This window comes from Antiquaquibacter oligotrophicus (assembly GCF_020535405.1).
Classification (GTDB): domain Bacteria; phylum Actinomycetota; class Actinomycetes; order Actinomycetales; family Microbacteriaceae; genus Rhodoglobus; species Rhodoglobus oligotrophicus.
In genome coordinates this window covers 2,005,293-2,023,585 of sequence record NZ_CP085036.1, presented here as the reverse complement: position 1 = coordinate 2,023,585, position 18,293 = coordinate 2,005,293, and the positions used below count along the sequence as shown (strand labels likewise).

Annotated in this window: 15 protein-coding genes; 7 read left to right on the top strand and 8 right to left on the bottom strand. The window is 61.2% G+C overall.

Translation table 11 applies throughout. From position 1 onward, the window contains the following. Positions 1–17: 17 nt before the first annotated feature. From LH407_RS09820 to LH407_RS14205, 3 genes are all read left to right on the top strand, one after another. Positions 18–1,295, top strand: a complete 1,278-nt coding sequence (locus tag LH407_RS09820; RefSeq protein WP_322135014.1) for a lipopolysaccharide biosynthesis protein — start codon at positions 18–20, stop codon at positions 1,293–1,295. Positions 1,296–1,754: 459 nt separating this feature from the next. Further along, positions 1,755–2,405 carry a hypothetical protein gene (locus LH407_RS09815; RefSeq protein WP_322134172.1) on the top strand — a complete coding sequence of 217 codons (651 nt, stop codon included), beginning with the start codon at positions 1,755–1,757 and terminating at the stop codon, positions 2,403–2,405. Beyond that, on the top strand, positions 2,402–3,337 hold the full coding sequence (locus LH407_RS14205) for a nitroreductase family protein (RefSeq protein WP_407650557.1): 936 nt from the start codon (positions 2,402–2,404) through the stop codon (positions 3,335–3,337). The genes LH407_RS09815 and LH407_RS14205 overlap by 4 nt, the downstream gene beginning before the upstream one ends. Here LH407_RS14205 and LH407_RS09810 read toward each other — a convergent pair. Genes LH407_RS09810 through LH407_RS09795 form a run of 4 tightly spaced genes read right to left on the bottom strand, consistent with a single transcriptional unit; the run spans position 3,334 to position 8,284 of the window. Next, positions 3,334–4,755, bottom strand: a complete 1,422-nt coding sequence (locus LH407_RS09810) for a hypothetical protein (protein ID WP_322134173.1) — start codon at positions 4,753–4,755, stop codon at positions 3,334–3,336. The two genes, LH407_RS14205 and LH407_RS09810, sit on opposite strands and share 4 nt — an antisense overlap. A gap of 49 nt (positions 4,756–4,804) precedes the next feature. Continuing rightward, complete coding sequence (locus LH407_RS09805; RefSeq protein ID WP_322134174.1) at positions 4,805–5,812, bottom strand: glycosyltransferase family 2 protein; 1,008 nt, start codon at positions 5,810–5,812, stop codon at positions 4,805–4,807. Then, on the bottom strand, positions 5,805–6,935 hold the full coding sequence (locus LH407_RS09800) for a hypothetical protein (RefSeq protein WP_322134175.1): 1,131 nt from the start codon (positions 6,933–6,935) through the stop codon (positions 5,805–5,807). The genes LH407_RS09805 and LH407_RS09800 overlap by 8 nt, the downstream gene beginning before the upstream one ends. Then, positions 6,878–8,284: a Coenzyme F420 hydrogenase/dehydrogenase, beta subunit C-terminal domain gene (locus tag LH407_RS09795; protein ID WP_322134176.1), complete on the bottom strand. Its 1,407-nt coding sequence runs from the start codon at positions 8,282–8,284 to the stop codon at positions 6,878–6,880. The genes LH407_RS09800 and LH407_RS09795 overlap by 58 nt, the downstream gene beginning before the upstream one ends. Positions 8,285–8,485: 201 nt before the next feature. Here LH407_RS09795 and LH407_RS09790 point away from each other — a divergent pair, with 201 nt between their 5' ends. Beyond that, positions 8,486–9,697: an acyltransferase family protein gene (locus tag LH407_RS09790; RefSeq protein ID WP_322134177.1), complete on the top strand. Its 1,212-nt coding sequence runs from the start codon at positions 8,486–8,488 to the stop codon at positions 9,695–9,697. Here the strand turns inward: LH407_RS09790 and LH407_RS09785 are convergent. Further along, entirely contained in the window at positions 9,691–11,136 is a 1,446-nt protein-coding gene (locus tag LH407_RS09785; protein WP_322134178.1) for a sugar transferase, read from the bottom strand. The genes LH407_RS09790 and LH407_RS09785 overlap by 7 nt on opposite strands. A 299-nt stretch (positions 11,137–11,435) precedes the next feature. Here LH407_RS09785 and LH407_RS09780 point away from each other — a divergent pair, with 299 nt between their 5' ends. From LH407_RS09780 to LH407_RS09770, 3 genes are all read left to right on the top strand, one after another. Further along, positions 11,436–12,155: a CPBP family intramembrane glutamic endopeptidase gene (locus LH407_RS09780; RefSeq protein WP_322134179.1), complete on the top strand. Its 720-nt coding sequence runs from the start codon at positions 11,436–11,438 to the stop codon at positions 12,153–12,155. A gap of 10 nt (positions 12,156–12,165) precedes the next feature. Beyond that, the gene (locus LH407_RS09775) at positions 12,166–13,995 is read left to right on the top strand and encodes a DUF4012 domain-containing protein (protein WP_322134180.1); all 1,830 of its coding nucleotides are present in this window, start codon (positions 12,166–12,168) and stop codon (positions 13,993–13,995) included. An 80-nt stretch (positions 13,996–14,075) separates the two neighbouring features. Further along, positions 14,076–14,615, top strand: coding sequence for a hypothetical protein (locus LH407_RS09770; protein ID WP_322134181.1), 540 nt, complete (start codon positions 14,076–14,078; stop codon positions 14,613–14,615). 320 nt (positions 14,616–14,935) lie between these two features. Here LH407_RS09770 and LH407_RS09765 read toward each other — a convergent pair whose 3' ends face one another. The 3 genes from LH407_RS09765 to recR all read right to left on the bottom strand — a co-directional run bounded on the left by LH407_RS09765 (position 14,936) and on the right by recR (position 18,293). After that, complete coding sequence (locus LH407_RS09765; RefSeq protein ID WP_322134182.1) at positions 14,936–15,997, bottom strand: aspartate-semialdehyde dehydrogenase; 1,062 nt, start codon at positions 15,995–15,997, stop codon at positions 14,936–14,938. 180 nt (positions 15,998–16,177) lie between these two features. Beyond that, a complete protein-coding gene (locus tag LH407_RS09760; protein WP_322134183.1) occupies positions 16,178–17,467 on the bottom strand; it encodes an aspartate kinase in 1,290 nt (429 codons plus the stop codon). Positions 17,468–17,696: 229 nt separating this feature from the next. Next, positions 17,697–18,293 (bottom strand): recombination mediator RecR, encoded by a 597-nt coding sequence (gene recR, locus LH407_RS09755; protein WP_322134184.1) that lies wholly within the window; start codon positions 18,291–18,293, stop codon positions 17,697–17,699.

Sequence of the window (18,293 nt, the reverse complement as noted above, 5' to 3'; positions counted from 1 at the left end):
AAAACCCCTGGATCAGGATGCTAATGAGTGCAGGTGAAGCCAAGAAGCCTCGCAAAGGGGTGGCCCACCAGTTCGCTTGGGTTTCGAGCGGTCGCATCCTGGCCGCGGTGCTCCAAGCGTTCGGGCTCGTACTAGTAGCTCGGTCGGTTAGCCCTGGGGATTTCGGAGTTCTTGCAGCGTTTCTCGGAGTCGCAGCAGTTGCTCAAACGGTCATTGATGGGGGCGTCTCTACGTTCGTCATTCGCGAACGAGCCGCCCGCCCGGGTAGTGGAGACATCGCAGTCGGCCTGCGGTTCAACAATGTGACCTCCACGATCTTGGGGGCTGTGACAGGGGCCACCGTTCTCCTCCTAGGCTGGCTCGCCACGCCGACCTACTTGCTCCTGCTCCCGCTCGCCGTCTGGATCGGTGCTCAGCGAAACGCGGACAATCGATTGTCGATACTTATCGCGGACGGCGACGCATGGATCAATGTCAGTAATCTTCTGGCGCGACGCGCACTTTCGGTGGGGATAATCGCGACCGGAATCGGGATCGGCCTGAATCCGATTCTCGCGTTTGCACTAGCGGAGGCGACCTCGTGCGCTGCATCCGCAATATTTGCCAATGTGTTCATCAGGCGCCGCGTTGCACCCAGATCCTCGCTATCCTTCGCAAAGCTCCTTCGGTCCAGTTCGCCATATTGGGTCCATTCGATGGCGACACAGGCGCGAAACCTGGACTCGCTCTTAGTGGGCTTGGCAGCGGGACCGACGCAAGCAGGGTTCTACTCTTCGGGGAGTCGGCTCACTAACCCGCTTCGAATTCTGCCCAATTCTTTATCCGTTGTTCTCATGCCGGAAGCGACTCGCGCTCACGCCAACTCTCGGTCGATGAAGCCGTTCCTCAAGCTGTCGGGAATTATGGTGCTTGCCACCCTCGTACTAGCTGTTGCACTGGTGGTCCTGACGCCGTGGGCGGTGCAGTTCGGGCTAGGGAAGGAATACGTACCAGCTATTCCGGCAGTACAGGTAACGGTCGCAGCTCTGCCGCTTTGGTCGGCCATCTCCTTGCTGCAAGCCATCTTGCAGAGCACGGGGAATAAGCGCGCAGTGGCGGTAACCTCGACCACGTTCGCCGTAATTGCGCTCGCCGGAGTGGCCATTGGCGCAAACCAATGGGGGGCGACCGGGGCGGCATTCGCAGTGACGGCAAGCCTCGTCGTGCAAGCGGCCACACTCGCGGTTCGCTTAACTGCGACTTTGCGCCGCCGGCCAAACGGCTCCGCAACCTCGACACCCACAGATACGAATTAGGACTGAATGAACAAGGTATTTGTCATACTTACAGGCGCATACGGCAACACTGGGGATGCAGTAATCAGGCGGAGAGTTCTCGGCTGGGTTCGCGAATCAGGCGAGGTCCACGCCTACGTGGGGAATGCTCCGGCTGGTTGGATTGAAGAACTCCAGCTCCGGCAGAGCGAGATCGCTTATAAAGCCAATCAGTTTAGGAGATGGGTCCGTCTCTTGGCGCTGAGCCGACGGCCCATTCTGGTCCTAGACCCGGGTCAGGTTCCTTTAAGTCAACGTGCGAGGAAGCACGAGCTTGCGTTCCTCGTCCTCACTCTCGTCGCTAAGGCACGTGGTGGCATTGTGATCCGCCCGCCTCGCGCCTTTGCAAGAAATTCCGACCGACTGACAATCGCGATCCACCGAACGGGATGCAAACTGTCGGATTTGACCCTGTGGAGAGTTCCACGATGCACTGACGCCATGGGCGTGGGGCGCTCGACTCCTGACACGGCATTCCAAGAGGCGCTCCAGATAGATAACGACCTCGATCGGCGGTCGGGGGTGATCATCAGCATGCGGGCAAAACGCGACTTTCCCAGCGACGCGTGGTTCGCCGCGATCGCTCAAGTCGTCGGAGACCGAAAAGTCATCACCCTCAGTCAGGTCCGCGAAGATGAGGACCGGTCGCGCGAAATTGCGACTCGGCTGTCGGATCTTGGCGCGGACGCGCGGTTGGACCCCTGGGGATCTCGCTCAGATCTCGAACAGGAAAGGTACGTACGCGCTTTGTACGGTCAGAGTTCGCTGGTGATCAGCGATCGCCTGCACGTCCTAATTCTCGCGTCCTGCGCTGGGTCGGTCCCTCTCGAAATTACGGAACACGCCCCGAGTAAAGCCGAAGAGCATTTCGCGGCGATTGGTTACACGGGCGTCTCGCTGAACCTATCGCAAGCCACGGGAGACGCTGTTGCAAAGTTCGCAATCGAAGCAGCGAGCCGAAGAGCCTCTTTGACATCGCTGATGCTCGCCGCCCAGGCCCAGCTCGATGCTGTTGAATCCGAGATTCACGGGTTGATCGCGCGCAAGAACATTTCCGAAGTCAATAACCACCAGGGGGCAAGGAAGAAATGAAACCTCTCGAAAGAGTTGCAAAACCACTCAAAGCAAGGGCATGGCGGCTTGCGAGCCGCCTTCGAGGTGCGCGTGAGTTTTGGCGCGACATGCGTAGATACCAGCAACTCAGTGCGCCAACTGGTAGCGACGCCCTCGGGGCACTTCGCGGACGAAACCTCGAGTCCCAAGTAACCCGTGACTACCATCGCATCGAGAAAGGGCTGGCCCTCCGCGATCCGCGACGACCCTTTGGTGTAGCAGTGCGCAACCGACTCGAGTTGCTTCTCCAAAACGAAGGAAGCGAATCAGAGTACGGCAAAAATGCCGAGTCGGCCCTGCAAGCCCTTGAAGAGTGGAATGAAAGGGGCCAGATCGACGCATCGGTTAGCCCGAAGTACGTGACTTTACCTGCCTCCAGCATTTCGCAGGACGAGTTGACACGCTTCTTCAAGTCCCGCAAGAGTATCCGAACCTACATCAGCACGCCGGTCCCTGAGGACCAAGTCCGTCAGGCGGTTGAGCTGGCCCAACACACACCCTCAGTATGCAACCGCCAACCTTGGCGAGTTCACGTGTATCACGGGGAGTACGCACAGAAAGTACTGGGGCTTCATAACGGCAGCGCCGCTTTCGCCAAGAACGTGCCGTCGGTGGCGGTAATAACGGTGGACGCTCCGCTGTTCGGAGGTTCGGGCGAGCGCAACCAGCGATGGATCGACGGTGGACTCTTCGCTATGTCATTCGTGTGGGCGCTCCATGGTTTGGGTATTTCCACGTGCATGTTGAACTGGTCCCGCAGCAACGACGATTCAGATCGACTCAGAGTGACGGCTGGGATTCCAGAGTCAGAGGACGTAATAACTCTGCTCGCGTTCGGATTCGCAAACCCCGAAGCTCGAGTAGCGAGATCGCCTATCCGACCGACCACGGCCGTTTTCGTATCGCACTAATAGTGTCCGGGCACCCGCCGTTTCTGGGCGATCGCCTCGCGCAACCGAAGAATCAGCAAAGCTGCGAGCTGAAGTCCGATCGCGAAATAAAGGTAACGGAGGTTAGAACGCAGGTTGTACTGGGTTGACTGAATAACGAATATGAAGGTCAACCCGAGCGTGCCGATCGCGAAGAGCCTCCCGATCAAAGTTGTGAAGAGCTTGTCGTTAATCCGCTGGATGTTGCCAAGAGCCAGACCTATGAGACCGAGCGAAACGACAAATACAGTCGACCCGAGGTTAATCAACTCTCCTAGTCCCGAGTAGGGCGTAAAGCGGTTGAGTCGAAGTGAAGGTGCGATCTGACTCCAACCAACGGAGTCTCCAGTTATGGGGTTGATTGAGACCCAGAACGCATCAATACCTATGTGCGGCCGCCCAAAACCCGTCATTGCCGTGATCTTGAAGCCCGCAAGGATGTTGTTGAAACTTGCTGAGAGGTTGTCTGCGCCAATCGAAAAGCTTCCCAATGCGTTGAGATGCGGAATCAGTCCGTGACTCGGAAGCGACCTGAAGTAGAGGGGCAAGGTCAGGAGAACTAGAGCCGCAATTGTCGCGATCATCACGGCGAGGGGACGCACGGCGCCTCTTCGCGCCAGCGCATAGGAGAGCAGCAAGAGAATCGGCATAAGAGCGAGACGTCTCGTACCTAAGGAAACAAAGTAGGCGGTGAACCCTAGGACCGAGAGAATCGCCACGATCCTGAGAATTCCCCTGCGAGAAAAAACCACGATCCCCGAGGCGACGACGGCTGCAATTGCGGACATGCCAACCGCCGTCTGGATGCTCGATTCGGAGCCAACCAAGCGTCCTGAACGCTCCAGCAACGACCCGATACCTAGAAAGTAGATTAAGAGCATCAGCGTTGCGAGGCTGAATACGAGCAGCATCGAGGAGTATCGGCCGAGATCTCCGAGATCAAGCGGTCGAGCCGGACCCGGCCCAACGGGAGCTGCTCGCCCCCCGCGAGCGAACGACGCCGCGATCAGCACGATGATGGCCGCGAAAAGAAAGCTGCTAGCGGTCATTTGAAGAGTTCCGAGATCGAGAACAACGTCAACTCCGCCCGTACCTCCGGAACCTGCGAACACGTTCGTGAGATGGAATCCAAGGAAGCCCAGACCCGCAAGATATGCTGCGAAATAGAACCCAGGGGAAACGGCGAGGGGAGCGAGCCTTCTGGCCGTGACCGCAAAAGCAAGCAACGCACCGAGTGCGGCCGGCAGGACGCGTACGAACCCAGGGTTGATTCCTGCGGAGAGTGCGAGAGCGATGACGCCCAATATCAAAAAGACGACGATCGCGAATCGTGGCTGTGGCACACTCGCCCCAACTCCGGCGGGGGCGTCAACTAAGCCAGCGTTCGTTCTCGAACTCATAATGTAGCTTCCGATTCTGTCTCGGCACGCAAGTCCCGAGGACACATTTTCACGCAGTGTCTCGAGATATTGAGATCCATGTGCCTGACCTCCGGGACCGGTAAACATACTCGAATAAAGCGGGCGAAATCCAAACTGCAATGACTGCTGCAGCTGTTTGAACATCGATAACACCAGACATAAGATCACTCGCCGATATGCGCGACCTGTTCAGTCGACGAAGTCTCTTCAGTTCGTTGGAGGCGAGCAGATCACGCCGACGCGCTAGCTCGATGGCGATCGGAACTACGACAGACCGGTACTTGAACGCGCACAGCGAACGCGCAAGATCGATTTCTGGTCGCTGCTCAACGAGCCCCGCGGCAATGTCGAGGCATCTCGACAGATCGTCCCAGTTGTACGAGCTGGAGTTGAGGATGGACCCGGTAGAGAGCATGTATTGGTACAGGGACCGAGGTAAGAGCGCAACCCTGTCTGATGAACTGAATATCCTCATGACACCGCCGAGGTCCGAATGTGCGCGGGTTCTGGGGAATGGATCTGCTGGAATCACTGAGCGTCTAAAAAGCTTGTTCCAGAGGTGCCCCTGAACAAACCCGCCAAGAAGCCGCCGGAACGCCTCGTCGCCCGAGATCACGCTTGAGTCCTCGGCGTCAGTGATAGTCCCCCGAAGGTCACCTCCCCTGCTCCGCTTGTCTGCATTGCAGAGAACCACATCAGCGTCACCGATAGCCATGACCATCTCTGAGACGATGGTCGGAGCCCAGACGTCGTCGGCGTCGACGAACCAGACGAACTCGCCCGAGCATGACGCGAGTGCCTCGTTGCGAGCCGCGGCCACACCCCGACCGCTGGATTGAAGCACTTTCAAGCTGGAGCCCGGAGGGGGTACCCACTCAAGAACTTCCTCAGCGGTCGAGTCCGTTGAGTGATCGTCGATGACGACAATTTCGTACGCGACGGCGCGGTCAAGAAGCTCTAGCTGGTCACGAGCAGATTGAAGGTGCGCCCGAGCATTGTGCAACGGCATCACCACGCTAACGTGATGCTTAGTCACGATTCGCCTTGACAGCCGCTCGGAAATTGTCGATTTCGAGCTGGAGCTTAGCCTCGGCGTCGTCTACCAGGGTCGAGATCTCTTCAACCCTTGAGATTTGCTGCTCCAGGAATGCGTCTACCTCCGCAGCCGAGCCCGCGATTGGATAGCTGATGGAATGTATTCCAACCGTTCTGAAGTGCTCTCGCACCTTAGGCCTCGGCGACTCCGCTATTTCAACGGGGAGCGCACCCGCTTTTGCTGCGAGGATGAGAACATGCAAACGATCGCTAATGGCGATAGCGGCCGTTTCATACAAAGCTCGGACTGAAGTCTCCTGCTCTTTATCTGACCTTTCACCCCAGGGGATGTATTCGGCGGCACCACCAAATCGCTCAGCAAGTTCCGCAGACCGCACCTCATCTTCATCGACCTGGCTTACAGCGACAATGCGGTAGTCATGACGCTTCGCGAAACTCGCGATGCCTTCAAACCACTCGGCGGGCGGAATCGGCCGCTTGCCTCGCATGCTTACTATGACGACACGCCGCTGCCCGTGAGGCAACCCAGGGGTTCGGGGCTCGCCAAACGCAGTGTCCGGGCTGATTTTCCCCACTCGCATTCTCTCGAGTGATGGCGTCTCCCGCCAGAGCACGATGTTGGACAGTCGACTGGAGGTTCGATAAACCCACCCAACTACCGGATGAACTGAGCCGACGGCACGGGGGGGACGAAAAATGAACCCACCCTTGAGCCGAACCATCGCAACTATCCCCAGGAACATGATCTCCGACCGTAAGTGCTCGGTGCCAAGCGGTACTTCTCCGGGGTCGAAAACCAGAACCGGTGCTCGCTTGTGGAGCAGAAGTTCCTTCAACCAGCGGCGGCGATCCTTAGCTCGGTAGAGCACTTCGTCGTTGCTGAGAGCTAGCTGGCCCAGCCACCCGGGCGTCGTGCGCCCGACATAGGCGTGAACCCTTCCCAGCCCCCTGCACCACTCGAGCACGCGGCGACGAATTACGGCATCGCCGAGATTCCCAGATACGCCTGTGAGAATTACGAAGACCTCCCGAGGCGCTGCGTTCCTCACTGATTCTGTCCGGCTGATTGGCGACGACTGCGGAGACTTGTCACTATCTTCCACGCCTCCCTTTTAAACTTGTTCAAAATTCTCCTCGTGAGGGTCATCTTCGTGCTCGATTGATAGCTTTCGATTAAGGGGAGAATCGCACCTAAATAGACTTCTAGGTTCCCCGCAGATTTCGCCTCCGCGAAGGCCTCGTGGCTAACACTGGAGAGATTCCGTCGTTCACGAATGAGTCGCACACGTTCGTCGGAAACTGGGTATCCAGGTTGTACGCGTTTCGTCGGGTGCCAACGACCCGCAGCATCGTCATCAGCAAGGCGAACCGCGAGGCCATCACGACGGTGGCGGAAGTTGCCAGATTGAGTCCGGACAACGGAATCAATCTCCAAAGGCTCGCGGACGAGATCCCCGCGATCATCTCCAGCCGCGAATATCTCGTCGAGCTCGCTAGATCGCGACACCACGACGTTCGTGCCGCGCCAGTCAATCTCGTACTTGGCAAGCCAGGCGTCACCAATCACAACATCTGCGGTTTCTGCGAACACATCGTCGCAGTAGTTACACGCCTCAGGCTGGAAAACTGCGTGGCCCCAACTTCCCCCTACCAACGAGAGAGTCTGGGCAGTTCGCCACTCGCCGTCCCGTCGGTCTTTGACGCCGAACGAATACTGTCGGGACGTTAGATTCCTGTCCTTAATTCTGAAATCGACAGTCTCGATATGCTCCGGCTCGACTCCGAGTTGCCATGCAAAAGATTCTGCATAAGCGGCCGACTTCAGGTGCCCGCAAAGTATCCCCACCGCATATTTGATCTGGGATTGCAAAGAGGGGTCGGACTCCGCAATCAAACGAAGACTGCGAATTGCACAGGGAATGCCGACGAAGGCGTAAACCTGCCCGTCACCCCTAATAGACCTGAGCACGTCACCAAACGAAGTGGGGTAGTACTTGGATTTCCTCGACTGATCAAGGTCGTCAATAGTTCTCGAGATGACATATCCGAACAGTGGACCATTGGATTCGCCTACATGAATAACCCCTTGAACTTTCCCGCTCTCAAGCAGGGCCCTAAGCAACCAGGTTGTCAGCCCCCCCGAGCTACTCGATTCGACTCGCGTGTCGTCGTTCACGCGTCCTGCGAACATCGATCGGTAGTAGCCAATCCTGTCGTCTCGCGGTAGCCCCTCGAAGAGGCTTTCTCCGATCTCATCTTCGTTGCGGGACTCGTCCGCGAAAGGACAGACTTTTGAACCAAGCAGTTTGTCGTGTGACGTGGCATTTGAAAGATCGGCCTTGTAAAGACCGGTCGGCCCAAGCCTCACCGGAATGCGACCGCCGGTCGCGGCCGAACAACCACCGCACCCTACGCAGACTCCTGTCCGCACAACATCATCGATCGTTGCCATAGGCCCCCAGTCCCCAGTGCCCGCCGATCCCAAGATCAACGGGATCAGAGTTTGCGAGCACCCTCGACGCTAGCGGAAGTTTGTCGCAGGCACCGACCGATTTACCTGATCTTCACATGTCATCGGTCGCGATCTCGCAATCCGACCGAAACCTCGATCTGCCAAGATGGCGACATGGGGACGGGTGCAGAGAATCGAGCCTTGAACATCATGCGTTTTGGCGCAGCCTTATTAGTGGTGGCGGGTCACTTTCGTGTGTTCTTCTTCGAGGACTACAGCGAAGCTCCTCAAACGGTGGGGCACGCAATTCTCTACTCGTTTACCAGCGTCGGCGCTGAAGCAGTCGTGGTTTTTTTCGTGCTCAGCGGTTTCTGGGTAGGCGGCAGCGCATGGACGCGCGTGCGGGGCGGCGGATTCGCGTGGAAGAGCTATGCAATCGCGCGAGTAACGAGACTTTGGATCGTCTTGCTCCCGGCATTGGCATTGACGGTGATTCTTGACGCGCTCGGAAAGCATCTGTTCGCTTCCGCTGACGCATACTCAGCATCCGCAACGTACGCGGCCCTCGACGCCAATCCCGACCATTCGCTATTGACCTTGGTCGGAAACGTCTTCTTCCTGCAGGACATCTGGGTTCAGCCCTACGGCACGAACAACCCCCTGTGGTCCCTCTCCTACGAGTTCTGGTACTACCTACTCTTCCCCGTATTCGCGCTGGCAGTCGTTTCACGCCTGCACTGGGCGCTGCGACTCCTGTATGGAATCCTTGCGGTTGCAATCGTGATCTTCGTCGGCCCTGAGGTGCTTCTTCTGATGCCGGCGTGGATCCTTGGGGCGATTGTGGGCGCGAACCGGGGCACCATCGCTGCGTTTCTGCGGCGCTCGCCGAGACCCGCCGTTCGAGTTGCTCAAGTTGTTTTGGCTGTTGGCGTGCTGGCGGCGATGGTGGCTCACCATCAGATTCCGGCACCTCTGCGTCTCGATTCATTAGCTCTGGGAGCGATCACTGCGCTGCTCGTCGCATCGCTTGTGGTCGACATTCGGCTTCCCGGAAAGGCCGATCTGGTTCTAAGTGGTAGCTCAAATGCGGCACATTGGTCCTACTCGCTTTATGCAGTGCACATGCCGATCGTCGTATTCCTCGCTGCCATGCTGGTTCCTGCAAAAGCAGAGCGGTGGACGATAGATCCGCCACATGTTCTCTTAGGTCTGGCTCTGATCAGCGGAATATGCGCGTTCGCTTGGGGCTTCGGGCGATTGACAGAGCACAATACAGATCGGGTCAGGCGTACGGTGTCTTCTTGGTTTCAACGTCGATCGGGACGTTCTGCCAATAACCGCGGAGCGATGACAGCGGGAAACCATCCGGGACATCCGTCGGCGGAATCGCCCGCACAGGGCGATGCTCAGTAGGCCCCGTCGCGCGCGACCACAGCCTTTGCCGTACGCCACAGGATTACAAGATCTCCCGTGATCGACCAGTTCTCCACGTAGTACAGATCCAAACGCACGGTGTCTTCCCACGAGAGGTTCGAACGGCCACTCACTTGCCAGAGCCCCGTGATGCCAGGCTTCACTAGGAAGCGGCGGTGCACATGGTGCTCGTACTGTGCTACCTCGCGCTCAAGCGGAGGGCGTGGTCCGACCAATGACATGCTCCCGCCGAAGACGTTGAAGAGCTGCGGAAGCTCGTCAAGGCTGTAGCGGCGCAGCACCTTGCCGATGGGGGTGACCCGGGGGTCATCCTTCATCTTGAACAAGACTGCATTGCCCTCGGCGCGCTCCTTCGCTTGCAACTCAGCGAGCTTCGCCTCGGCGTCGACCACCATCGAGCGGAACTTGAGCATCTCGAAATGCTTGCCGTGTAAACCCACGCGCTCCTGACGGAAGAGGAGAGGGCCCGGTGTGCTCAGGCGCACGATGAGGGCGATGCCCAAAAGCACGGGCGACAGCACGAGGATGAGCCCCGCCGACGAGACCACGTCGAAAGCGCGCTTCGCGAAGCGAGTGAAGCCCTCATACCTCGGCGTCTCCACGTGGATGAGCGGAAGGCCGGCCACCGGTCGCATGTGAATACGCGGGCCACCGATATCGGTCAGGCTTGGCGCCACCACGAGGTGCTGGCGCCCGGGCTCCAACGTCCAGCTGAGCTCGCGGATGCGTTGCGGGGGCAACTCGTCGCTGCTGGTCACCACCACTGTGTCCGCTCCCGTGGCATCGATCGCCCGGTGCAGTTGATCGAGGTTCGTTGAGACCGGGATCTCCGAGTCAGGAAGGTAGCCCGCAACCTCCGACCCCGGAGTGCAAGCCCCGACGACGAGGTAACCGGCCTGAGGCTGGCGGCGCAGGTCGGCCGCGATCGCCTCCACGCTTGCGCGTGAACCCACGAGCAGCACCCGGGAAATGTAGTGTCCGCGCTTACGCTGCCACGCCAACCATTTGCGCCATGCCCACCTCGAGAGGAGCAGAGCAAGGAGTCCGATGGGGAGCGCGACGATGAAGTACCCGCGCGAGAGCTCCAACTGGGCGAAGAAAACCACGACGGCAACGGTCGCGAGCAGGAGGAGCGTCGCATCCACGATGCGCTTGTATTCGGTGGTACCCGAGCCGATTACCCGACTGTCCCGCGACCCGTACATGGCCAACGTCGCCACCCAGCCGAGCACCACTAGGCCGGAAATGATCCAGGACTCCACCATCCAAGCGGCGCGGGGGTGCCCGAAACCGAACCACACAAACTGGGTGCCGAGTACCACGGTGATCACCACGAGAAGATCGGTCACCGCGATGAGGCGCGCATACTCGCGAGGCCACGTGAGCGCTGTCGCGCTCGCAGTCTCCACGGTGCTCACGGCTGCATCGTCCCCCGGTCGCGGGGCGAACCAAACCCCACGCTGGTCGTCCCCGAAATGGCCCCGACGCTGCGGCTGGTCCTGATCATAGTGAAGGTGCGTGTCGCTCGTGTTTCGGTGCGCGACCGTGACGCGACCATCGGTCGACGAGTTCCCAGCACTCACAGCTGCCCCCTACGGCGTCCCCTGCCGTGTGCCCCACGCTAACGAGAGTGAAACCCCCTTGCAAACTCCTCGCGCCCCCAATGCGAGGCGCGGCGACACTAGCGCTCGACGGCGCGTTGCATAAGGTTGGTCTCATGGGGACCGAACGATCGCGCGCGGAATCGCGTTGGCCCCGCCGCGATCTGCCCGCCGCCCTAGTCGCCCTCGGCGCTGCCGCCGTGCTCGCCTTTGCCGTGCGGGGCGTCGCACTTCAGACGAATGACAGCGGCTCCCTCATCTTCATTACGGCTGGCTACCTCGCCTTCTGGGTTCCCCTCATCGCCGCGGCGATCGTCGTGCGGAACCGCAAATGGGATGGCCGAGGCCGGGTGCGCTGGACCCTCAAGCCCATTGATCTTCTCTGGGGTTTCGGTGCGGGCCTGGTACTCCGCGTCGTTGCCAGCGGAATCGAAATGCTCATGCGTGGCTCGGCGACGCTCCCGATTATGTCGGTGCCGATCGGGGTGTCCGACTCGCAGCGGATTCTCTTCGCGATCTCCCTCCTCGTTGTGCCCGTGCTGGTAGCCCCCGTGATCGAGGAGCTGTTCTTTCGTGGCACACTCCTGAGTTCGTTGCTCCGCACCGGCGCCTCGACTGTCATGCGGGTGATGGCGGTGGCCGTCACGACTGTACTTTTCGCGATTCCCCATGCACTGCAGGCGTCAGTCGTGCTCGACGCCGGCGTCAACTTCGTCACGACCCTGGTCTTCGGTGCCGGGGCGGGCGTGCTTGCGGTCACAACAAAGCGGCTCGGGGCGCCGCTCCTCGCGCACATCGCGTTCAACGGGGCGCTCGCCCTCACGGTGCTCGTGTGAGGATGACCGCGTGAGCGACGAGACCACGAACGAGCCCGAGGCCCTCGAGACTCGAGCATCGCGACGCACGCGCGAGCGCCCCAAGCGCAGGCTCGTGTGGCCCTGGGTTCTTGCGGGCATCGCTGTGCTCGTGCTGGCAGCAGTCGCGTGGGTGGGAGTGCGGGGCTGGTTGGCGAGGGGCGAGCTCGAAGCAGCGGTGCCGCTGGCCAGTCGCATCCAGCAGCAGGTGGTGAAGGGTGAAGCGGATGCCGCAGCCCAGTCCCTCGCGCAGTTGCAGCGCCACGCCGCATCCGCCCGTTCGCTCACGGGCGACCCCGTCTGGCGCACGGTCGAGATCGTGCCGTTTGCGGGCGCCAATCTGCGCCTCGTGCGAGAGCTGACCGAGTCGGTCGACGAACTCGCGCGGGAAGGAATCGCGCCGCTGACGCAGCTCGCGGGCACCGTGGACCCCGCATCGCTCCGCCCCGTGGATGGAGTCATCGACGTGCAGCCCCTCGTCGACGCAGCGCCTCGCGTTGCGGAGGCCGCCGAAGCGATAACCGCTGTGCAGGCGCGCGTGCACAGCATCCGCCGCGACGACACGATCCCGCTTCTGCGTGACGCCGCCGACGAACTGCAGACGTCACTCGACGAGGTCGCCTTGGCGATGCAGTCGCTCGACGGTGCGCTCACCCTGCTGCCGACCATGCTGGGCGCCGACGGGCCACGCAACTACCTCGTGCTGTTCCAGAATCCGGCCGAGTTGCGCTCGGGTGGGGGCATCCCCGGCGCCATGGCGCTCATAGCCACCGATGGCGGGCGGATGGATCTCGTGCAGCAGGCCACGACGCACGACTTTCAGACCTTCCCCTCCCCCGTGCTCGAGCTTCCCGTCGCCACGCGCAGTCTTTACGGTGACATCACCGGCGAGTACATCCTCGACGTCACCCTCGCCCCGCAGTTTGAGATCTCCGGCGCCCTCGCGCGAGAAATGTGGAAGCAGCAATTCGGCGTGGAGGTCGACGGCGTTGTCGCCGTGGACCCCATCGCGCTGTCCTATCTGCTCGAAGCGACCGGTCCCATCACGTTGTCGACCGGAGATGAGCTCTCGGCCGACAACGCCGTCGACCTTCTGCTCAGCGAGGTGTACTGGCGTTACCCCTCGCCTGTCGAGCAGGATGTGTTCTTCGCCTCAGCCGCGGTAGCGGTCTTTGACGCGCTCAAGAGCGGCAGCGTCAATCCGTCACGGATGATCGACGCATTCGCCGCTGCGGGCGCCGACCGTCGCGTGCTCATGTGGTTCCCGGATGACGCGATGCAGCAGGTGATCGCGGGCACCACCCTCGCCGGCGAGCTACCCCCCAGTGACGCCGAGACTACGCGTTTCGGGATGTACTTCAACGATGCGACCGGCTCGAAGATGGACTACTACCTGGACCGCGAGATCACGATAGCCAGCGCACAATGTCGCGGTGATGGCAGGCGCACCGTCGACGTCGATGTGACCCTCACCAACACAGCGGAGAATGATCAGCTCCCCACGCACGTGACGGGCGGCGGCTCCTTCGGAGTGAAACCTGGAGACGTGCACACGATGGTCGCCCTATACGCGCCACCGGGCTCCATCAACCAGGGTGTCTCCTCGGTCGACTCCGCTGGGGCAACGGAGAGCATCGGCGCGCTCCAGACTCTCGACGAGGACTACGTCGTGAGCCAGGTCACGGTCGAACTCGCGCCGCAAGAATCGAAGACCGTGCGCTTCAGAATGCTGCTCGAGCCGGGGATGAGCGCCAACCTCGACATTCTTGCTACACCAGGTATTTACCAACCCGAAACATACGAAAGCTCGCTTCTCTGCTAATTCTCAGCTTAGACTGGTGAGCAATTAATTCGTCTCGACGATGCGACGATCAAAAGTCATCGTCAATGGGGGTACTAATAATGTTTAAAAAGGCCGCTGCCGCAGCGGCAATCGCACTCATCGCTTTGTTCGCCGCGCCCGCCGCAGCACACGCAGATTATGTGCCGGAGGGAAACATCTCCGTATCGGGTAGCACCGCGCCCGGCGGAACCGTAATTGTCACCTTCTCAGCGGGTTCGTTCTTCCCCGGTGAACCCATCTCGTTCACCGTCACCGGAGAACCGACACCGTCACTCGCGACGCTCGGCATCTTCACGGGCACCGTGAGCGGCGACGGCAACGCAGGGGGCGACGGATCGTTCCAGGCCAGCTTCGTCATTCCGACGAATGGCACCGGGGTGTACACGTTCACGGCAACCGGACTCGAGTCCGGAAATGTCGGAAGCGCATCGATCACGGTGACTCCTGCCGATGCTGGTGGTGGAACCGACTCCGGCCTCGTCAACACCGGCTCCACCGTGTCGGCGCTCGTCATCTGGGGTGCAGTTGGAATGCTCCTTATCGGCACCGCTACTGTCGCCGCCATCACGGTGGCACGTCGCGAAAAGATCTCCGCGTAGCATCCGCTTCGCACACGAGAGGGTCTCCTTCGGGGGGCCCTCTCGTCGTTTAAGGCACGAGGTACAGTGACCCCAGTTCGGGGGTTACCCGAATTGGGTACTGTACCCCGGTTGTTGCGCGCTGCAAATATGGGAGACGGTGCGGTCTACCCGTGATCGCCCGCTTACCCTGGGGACCCGACATGGCGCGACGCTACGAGCACGCAGACAAATACCTTGAACGAAAGCGCACCGCCAAGATCGTAGGGATCGTGGCCGTCGTCATTGTGGGGGTTACCACCGCAGTACTCGTGGTGATGGCGGTTATGGGGTAGTTCGGGTTACTCCGCGGCTACGAGCTCCGCCGCCACCAGCTCCGCGATCTGTACGGCGTTGAGGGCAGCGCCCTTGCGGAGGTTGTCGTTGCTGATGAACATCGCGAGACCGCGGTTGTTCGGCACACCCTCATCCTGGCGGAGACGACCCACGTAGCTCGGGTCCTGGCCGGCGGCCTCCAGGGGGGTCGGAACGTCCGTGAGCACAACACCCGGGGCATCCTTCAGGAGCTCCTTCGCACGCTCCACCGTGAGCGGGTTCGCGAACTCGGCGTTGATCGCCAACGAGTGACCGGTGAAGACCGGCACGCGCACGCACAGGCCGCTCACGAGCAGCTCCGGCAGCTCCAGAATCTTGCGGGACTCGTTGCGGAGCTTCTTCTCCTCGTCCGTCTCGAACAGCCCATCGTCGACGAAGTTGCCCGCCTGCGGGATCACATCGAACGCGATCGTCTTCGGGAACGCCGACGGCGCCGGGAAGTCGACGGATGCACCATCGTGAACCAGCTCGATAGCATCCTGCGCCACGGCCGCCTGCACCTGGGCGAGAAGCTCCTCGCCACCCTTGAGGCCAGCACCCGACACAGCCTGGTACGTGTTCACGATGAGACGCTGAAGACCGGCCTCACCATCGAGCACCTTCAGGATCGGCATCGCCGCCATCGTGGTGCAGTTCGGGTTCGCGATGATGCCCTTCTTCGCCTCCTTGATGGCGTGCGGGTTCACCTCGCTCACCACCAGAGGAACCTCGGGGTCCATACGCCAGCCCGACGAGTTGTCGATCACCAGCACGCCAGCCTCCGCGAAACGCGGCGCCTGCGCCTTACTCGTGGTCGCGCCGGCGGAGAAGATCGCGACATCGAGCCCCGACGGGTCAGCGGTCGCGGCGTCCTCTACAACGATCTCCTCGCCCTTGAACGGGAGAGTTGTTCCCGCGCTACGCGCCGACGCGAAGAAACGGATCTCGGCGACCGGGAAGTCGCGCTCCTCGAGAAGACGGCGGACGACAGCGCCCACCTGCCCGGTAGCGCCAACAACGCCGATACGGATGCCCTGCTGTGAAGTCATGTCGTTCATCTTTTCATGTGTCGGACGGACATGGCCGTCGAAAAACTGCCGTCAAGGGGTGGGTAGTGCGGGGGGTTGGTTTCGAGACGCTCGCTTCGCGAGCTCCTCAACCAACAGGTGGGGCCGCCTACGGCGGCTCCTCAGGTTTGGGGGGCGGGGCAGGGCAGGGCGGGGCGGGGGCTAGCGGCCGGTGCCCGCGTAGACGATGGCCTCGGCCTCGCCGTCCAAGCCGAACGCGGTGTGCACCACACGCATCGCCTCCTGGAGGGTGTCGGCACGCGTCACCACCGAGATACGGATCTCACTCGTGGAAATCATCTCGATGTTGATACCGGCATCCGACAGCGAACGGAACAGCAGAGCCGACACACCAGCGCTCGTGCGCATACCCGCGCCGACGAGTGCGAGCTTGCCGATCTGGTCGTCATACTGCAGCGACTCGAAACCGATGTCCGGCTGGCTCGAACGCAGCGCCGTGAGAGCCTTCTCGCCGTCCGACTTCGGCAGCGTGAACGAAATGTCGGTGCGACCGGTCGCCGCGAGCGACACGTTCTGCACGATCATGTCGATGTTGGCGCCAGCGGATGCCACAACCGTGAAAATTTCCGCGGCCTTGCCCGGAACATCCGGCACACCCACCACCGTGATCTTCGCCTCGCTCAGATCGCCGGCAACACCCGTGATGATCGGTTCTTCCACCGTGACTCCCTTGTTCTCGCCGTCGTTGACGTCGTCGTACGACGCGACGACCCACGTGCCCTCGTTGTTGTTGAAGGATGACCGCACATGCAGCGTCACCCCATGCCTGCGCGCATACTCGACCGCACGGATGTAGAGCACCTTTGCCCCCGCAGCCGCCAGCTCGAGCATCTCCTCGCTCGTGACCACATCGATCTTGTGCGCCTTCGGAACCACCCGCGGGTCGGCGGTAAAAATACCGTCGACATCGGTGTAAATCTCGCACACGTCAGCACCGAGCGCCGCGGCGAGCGCCACCGCGGTCGTGTCGGAACCACCACGGCCGAGCGTCGTGATGTCCTTCGTGTCGCGGTTGAAGCCCTGGAATCCTGCCACGATGACGATCGCGCCCTCATCCAGCGCCTCCCGCAAGCGCACCGGGGTGACATCGACGATACGAGCTGCGCCGTGGCGGGCATCCGTGATCATCCCAGCCTGGCTACCCGTGTAGCTGCGGGCGTCCATGCCGAGGCTCTTGATCGCCATCGCCAGAAGCGCCATCGAAATGCGCTCGCCCGTGGTGAGGAGCATGTCCATCTCGCGCGGGTCGGGCATGGGGGTGACCTCGTTGGCGAGGTCGATGAGCTCGTCGGTGGTGTCGCCCATCGCGCTCACCGCAACCACGACATCGTGGCCGGCCTTGCGCGTCTCGACGATGCGCTTCGCGACTCGCTTGATGCTCTCCGCGTCGGCGACCGACGAGCCACCGTACTTCTGGACGATCAAGCTCATAGGTAACTCCTGTCGTGGGCGTGCGAAGGCCCAAGGAGCGATTCTATCCGTTCGTGACGCCGTGTGACTTGCCGGGGTGGGCTTGCCGTGAGGTGGCTCGCCGCATCCCAAATGCAGGAGATTCGGGGCATCCGGTACACGACAGGCCCGACTCGGGAGGATGTGGGGCGCATCTCCTGTATTTGGGATGCAGCGGGGGTGGTCGCGCGGCAGTTACTGCACGCTGCTGTTACTGCACCAGGCGGCGGCCCTCGAAGGCGCGGCCCAGGGTCACCTCGTCGGCGTACTCGAGGTCGCCGCCCACCGGGAGACCGGATGCCAGGCGTGTCACCCGCAGCCCCGGCTGCACCAGCAGGCGCGTGAGGTAGGTGGCCGTCGCCTCCCCCTCCAGGTTCGGGTCGGTCGCGATGATCACCTCGGTGACCGTGCCATCGGCCAGGCGCGTGAGGAGCTGGCGGATGCGGAGGTCGTCCGGTCCGATGCCGTCGATCGGGCTGATCGCCCCGCCGAGCACGTGGTAGAGACCCTTGAACTCACGGGTTCGCTCGATGGCGACAACATCCTTCGCCTCCTCGACCACACAGATCGTGGCACCGGAGCGCCGCGGGTCACGGCAGATCGCGCACGTCGACTCCTCGGTGACGTTGCCGCAGATCTCGCAGAACCGCACCTTGTCGCGCACCTCGCGAAGGATCTCACTCAGGCGGGTCACGTCGAAGCTTTCCGTCTGCAGGATGTGGAACGCGATACGCTGCGCCGACTTCGGGCCGATACCCGGAAGGCGGCCGAGCTCGTCGATGAGTTCCTGAACGATGCCGTCGTACAT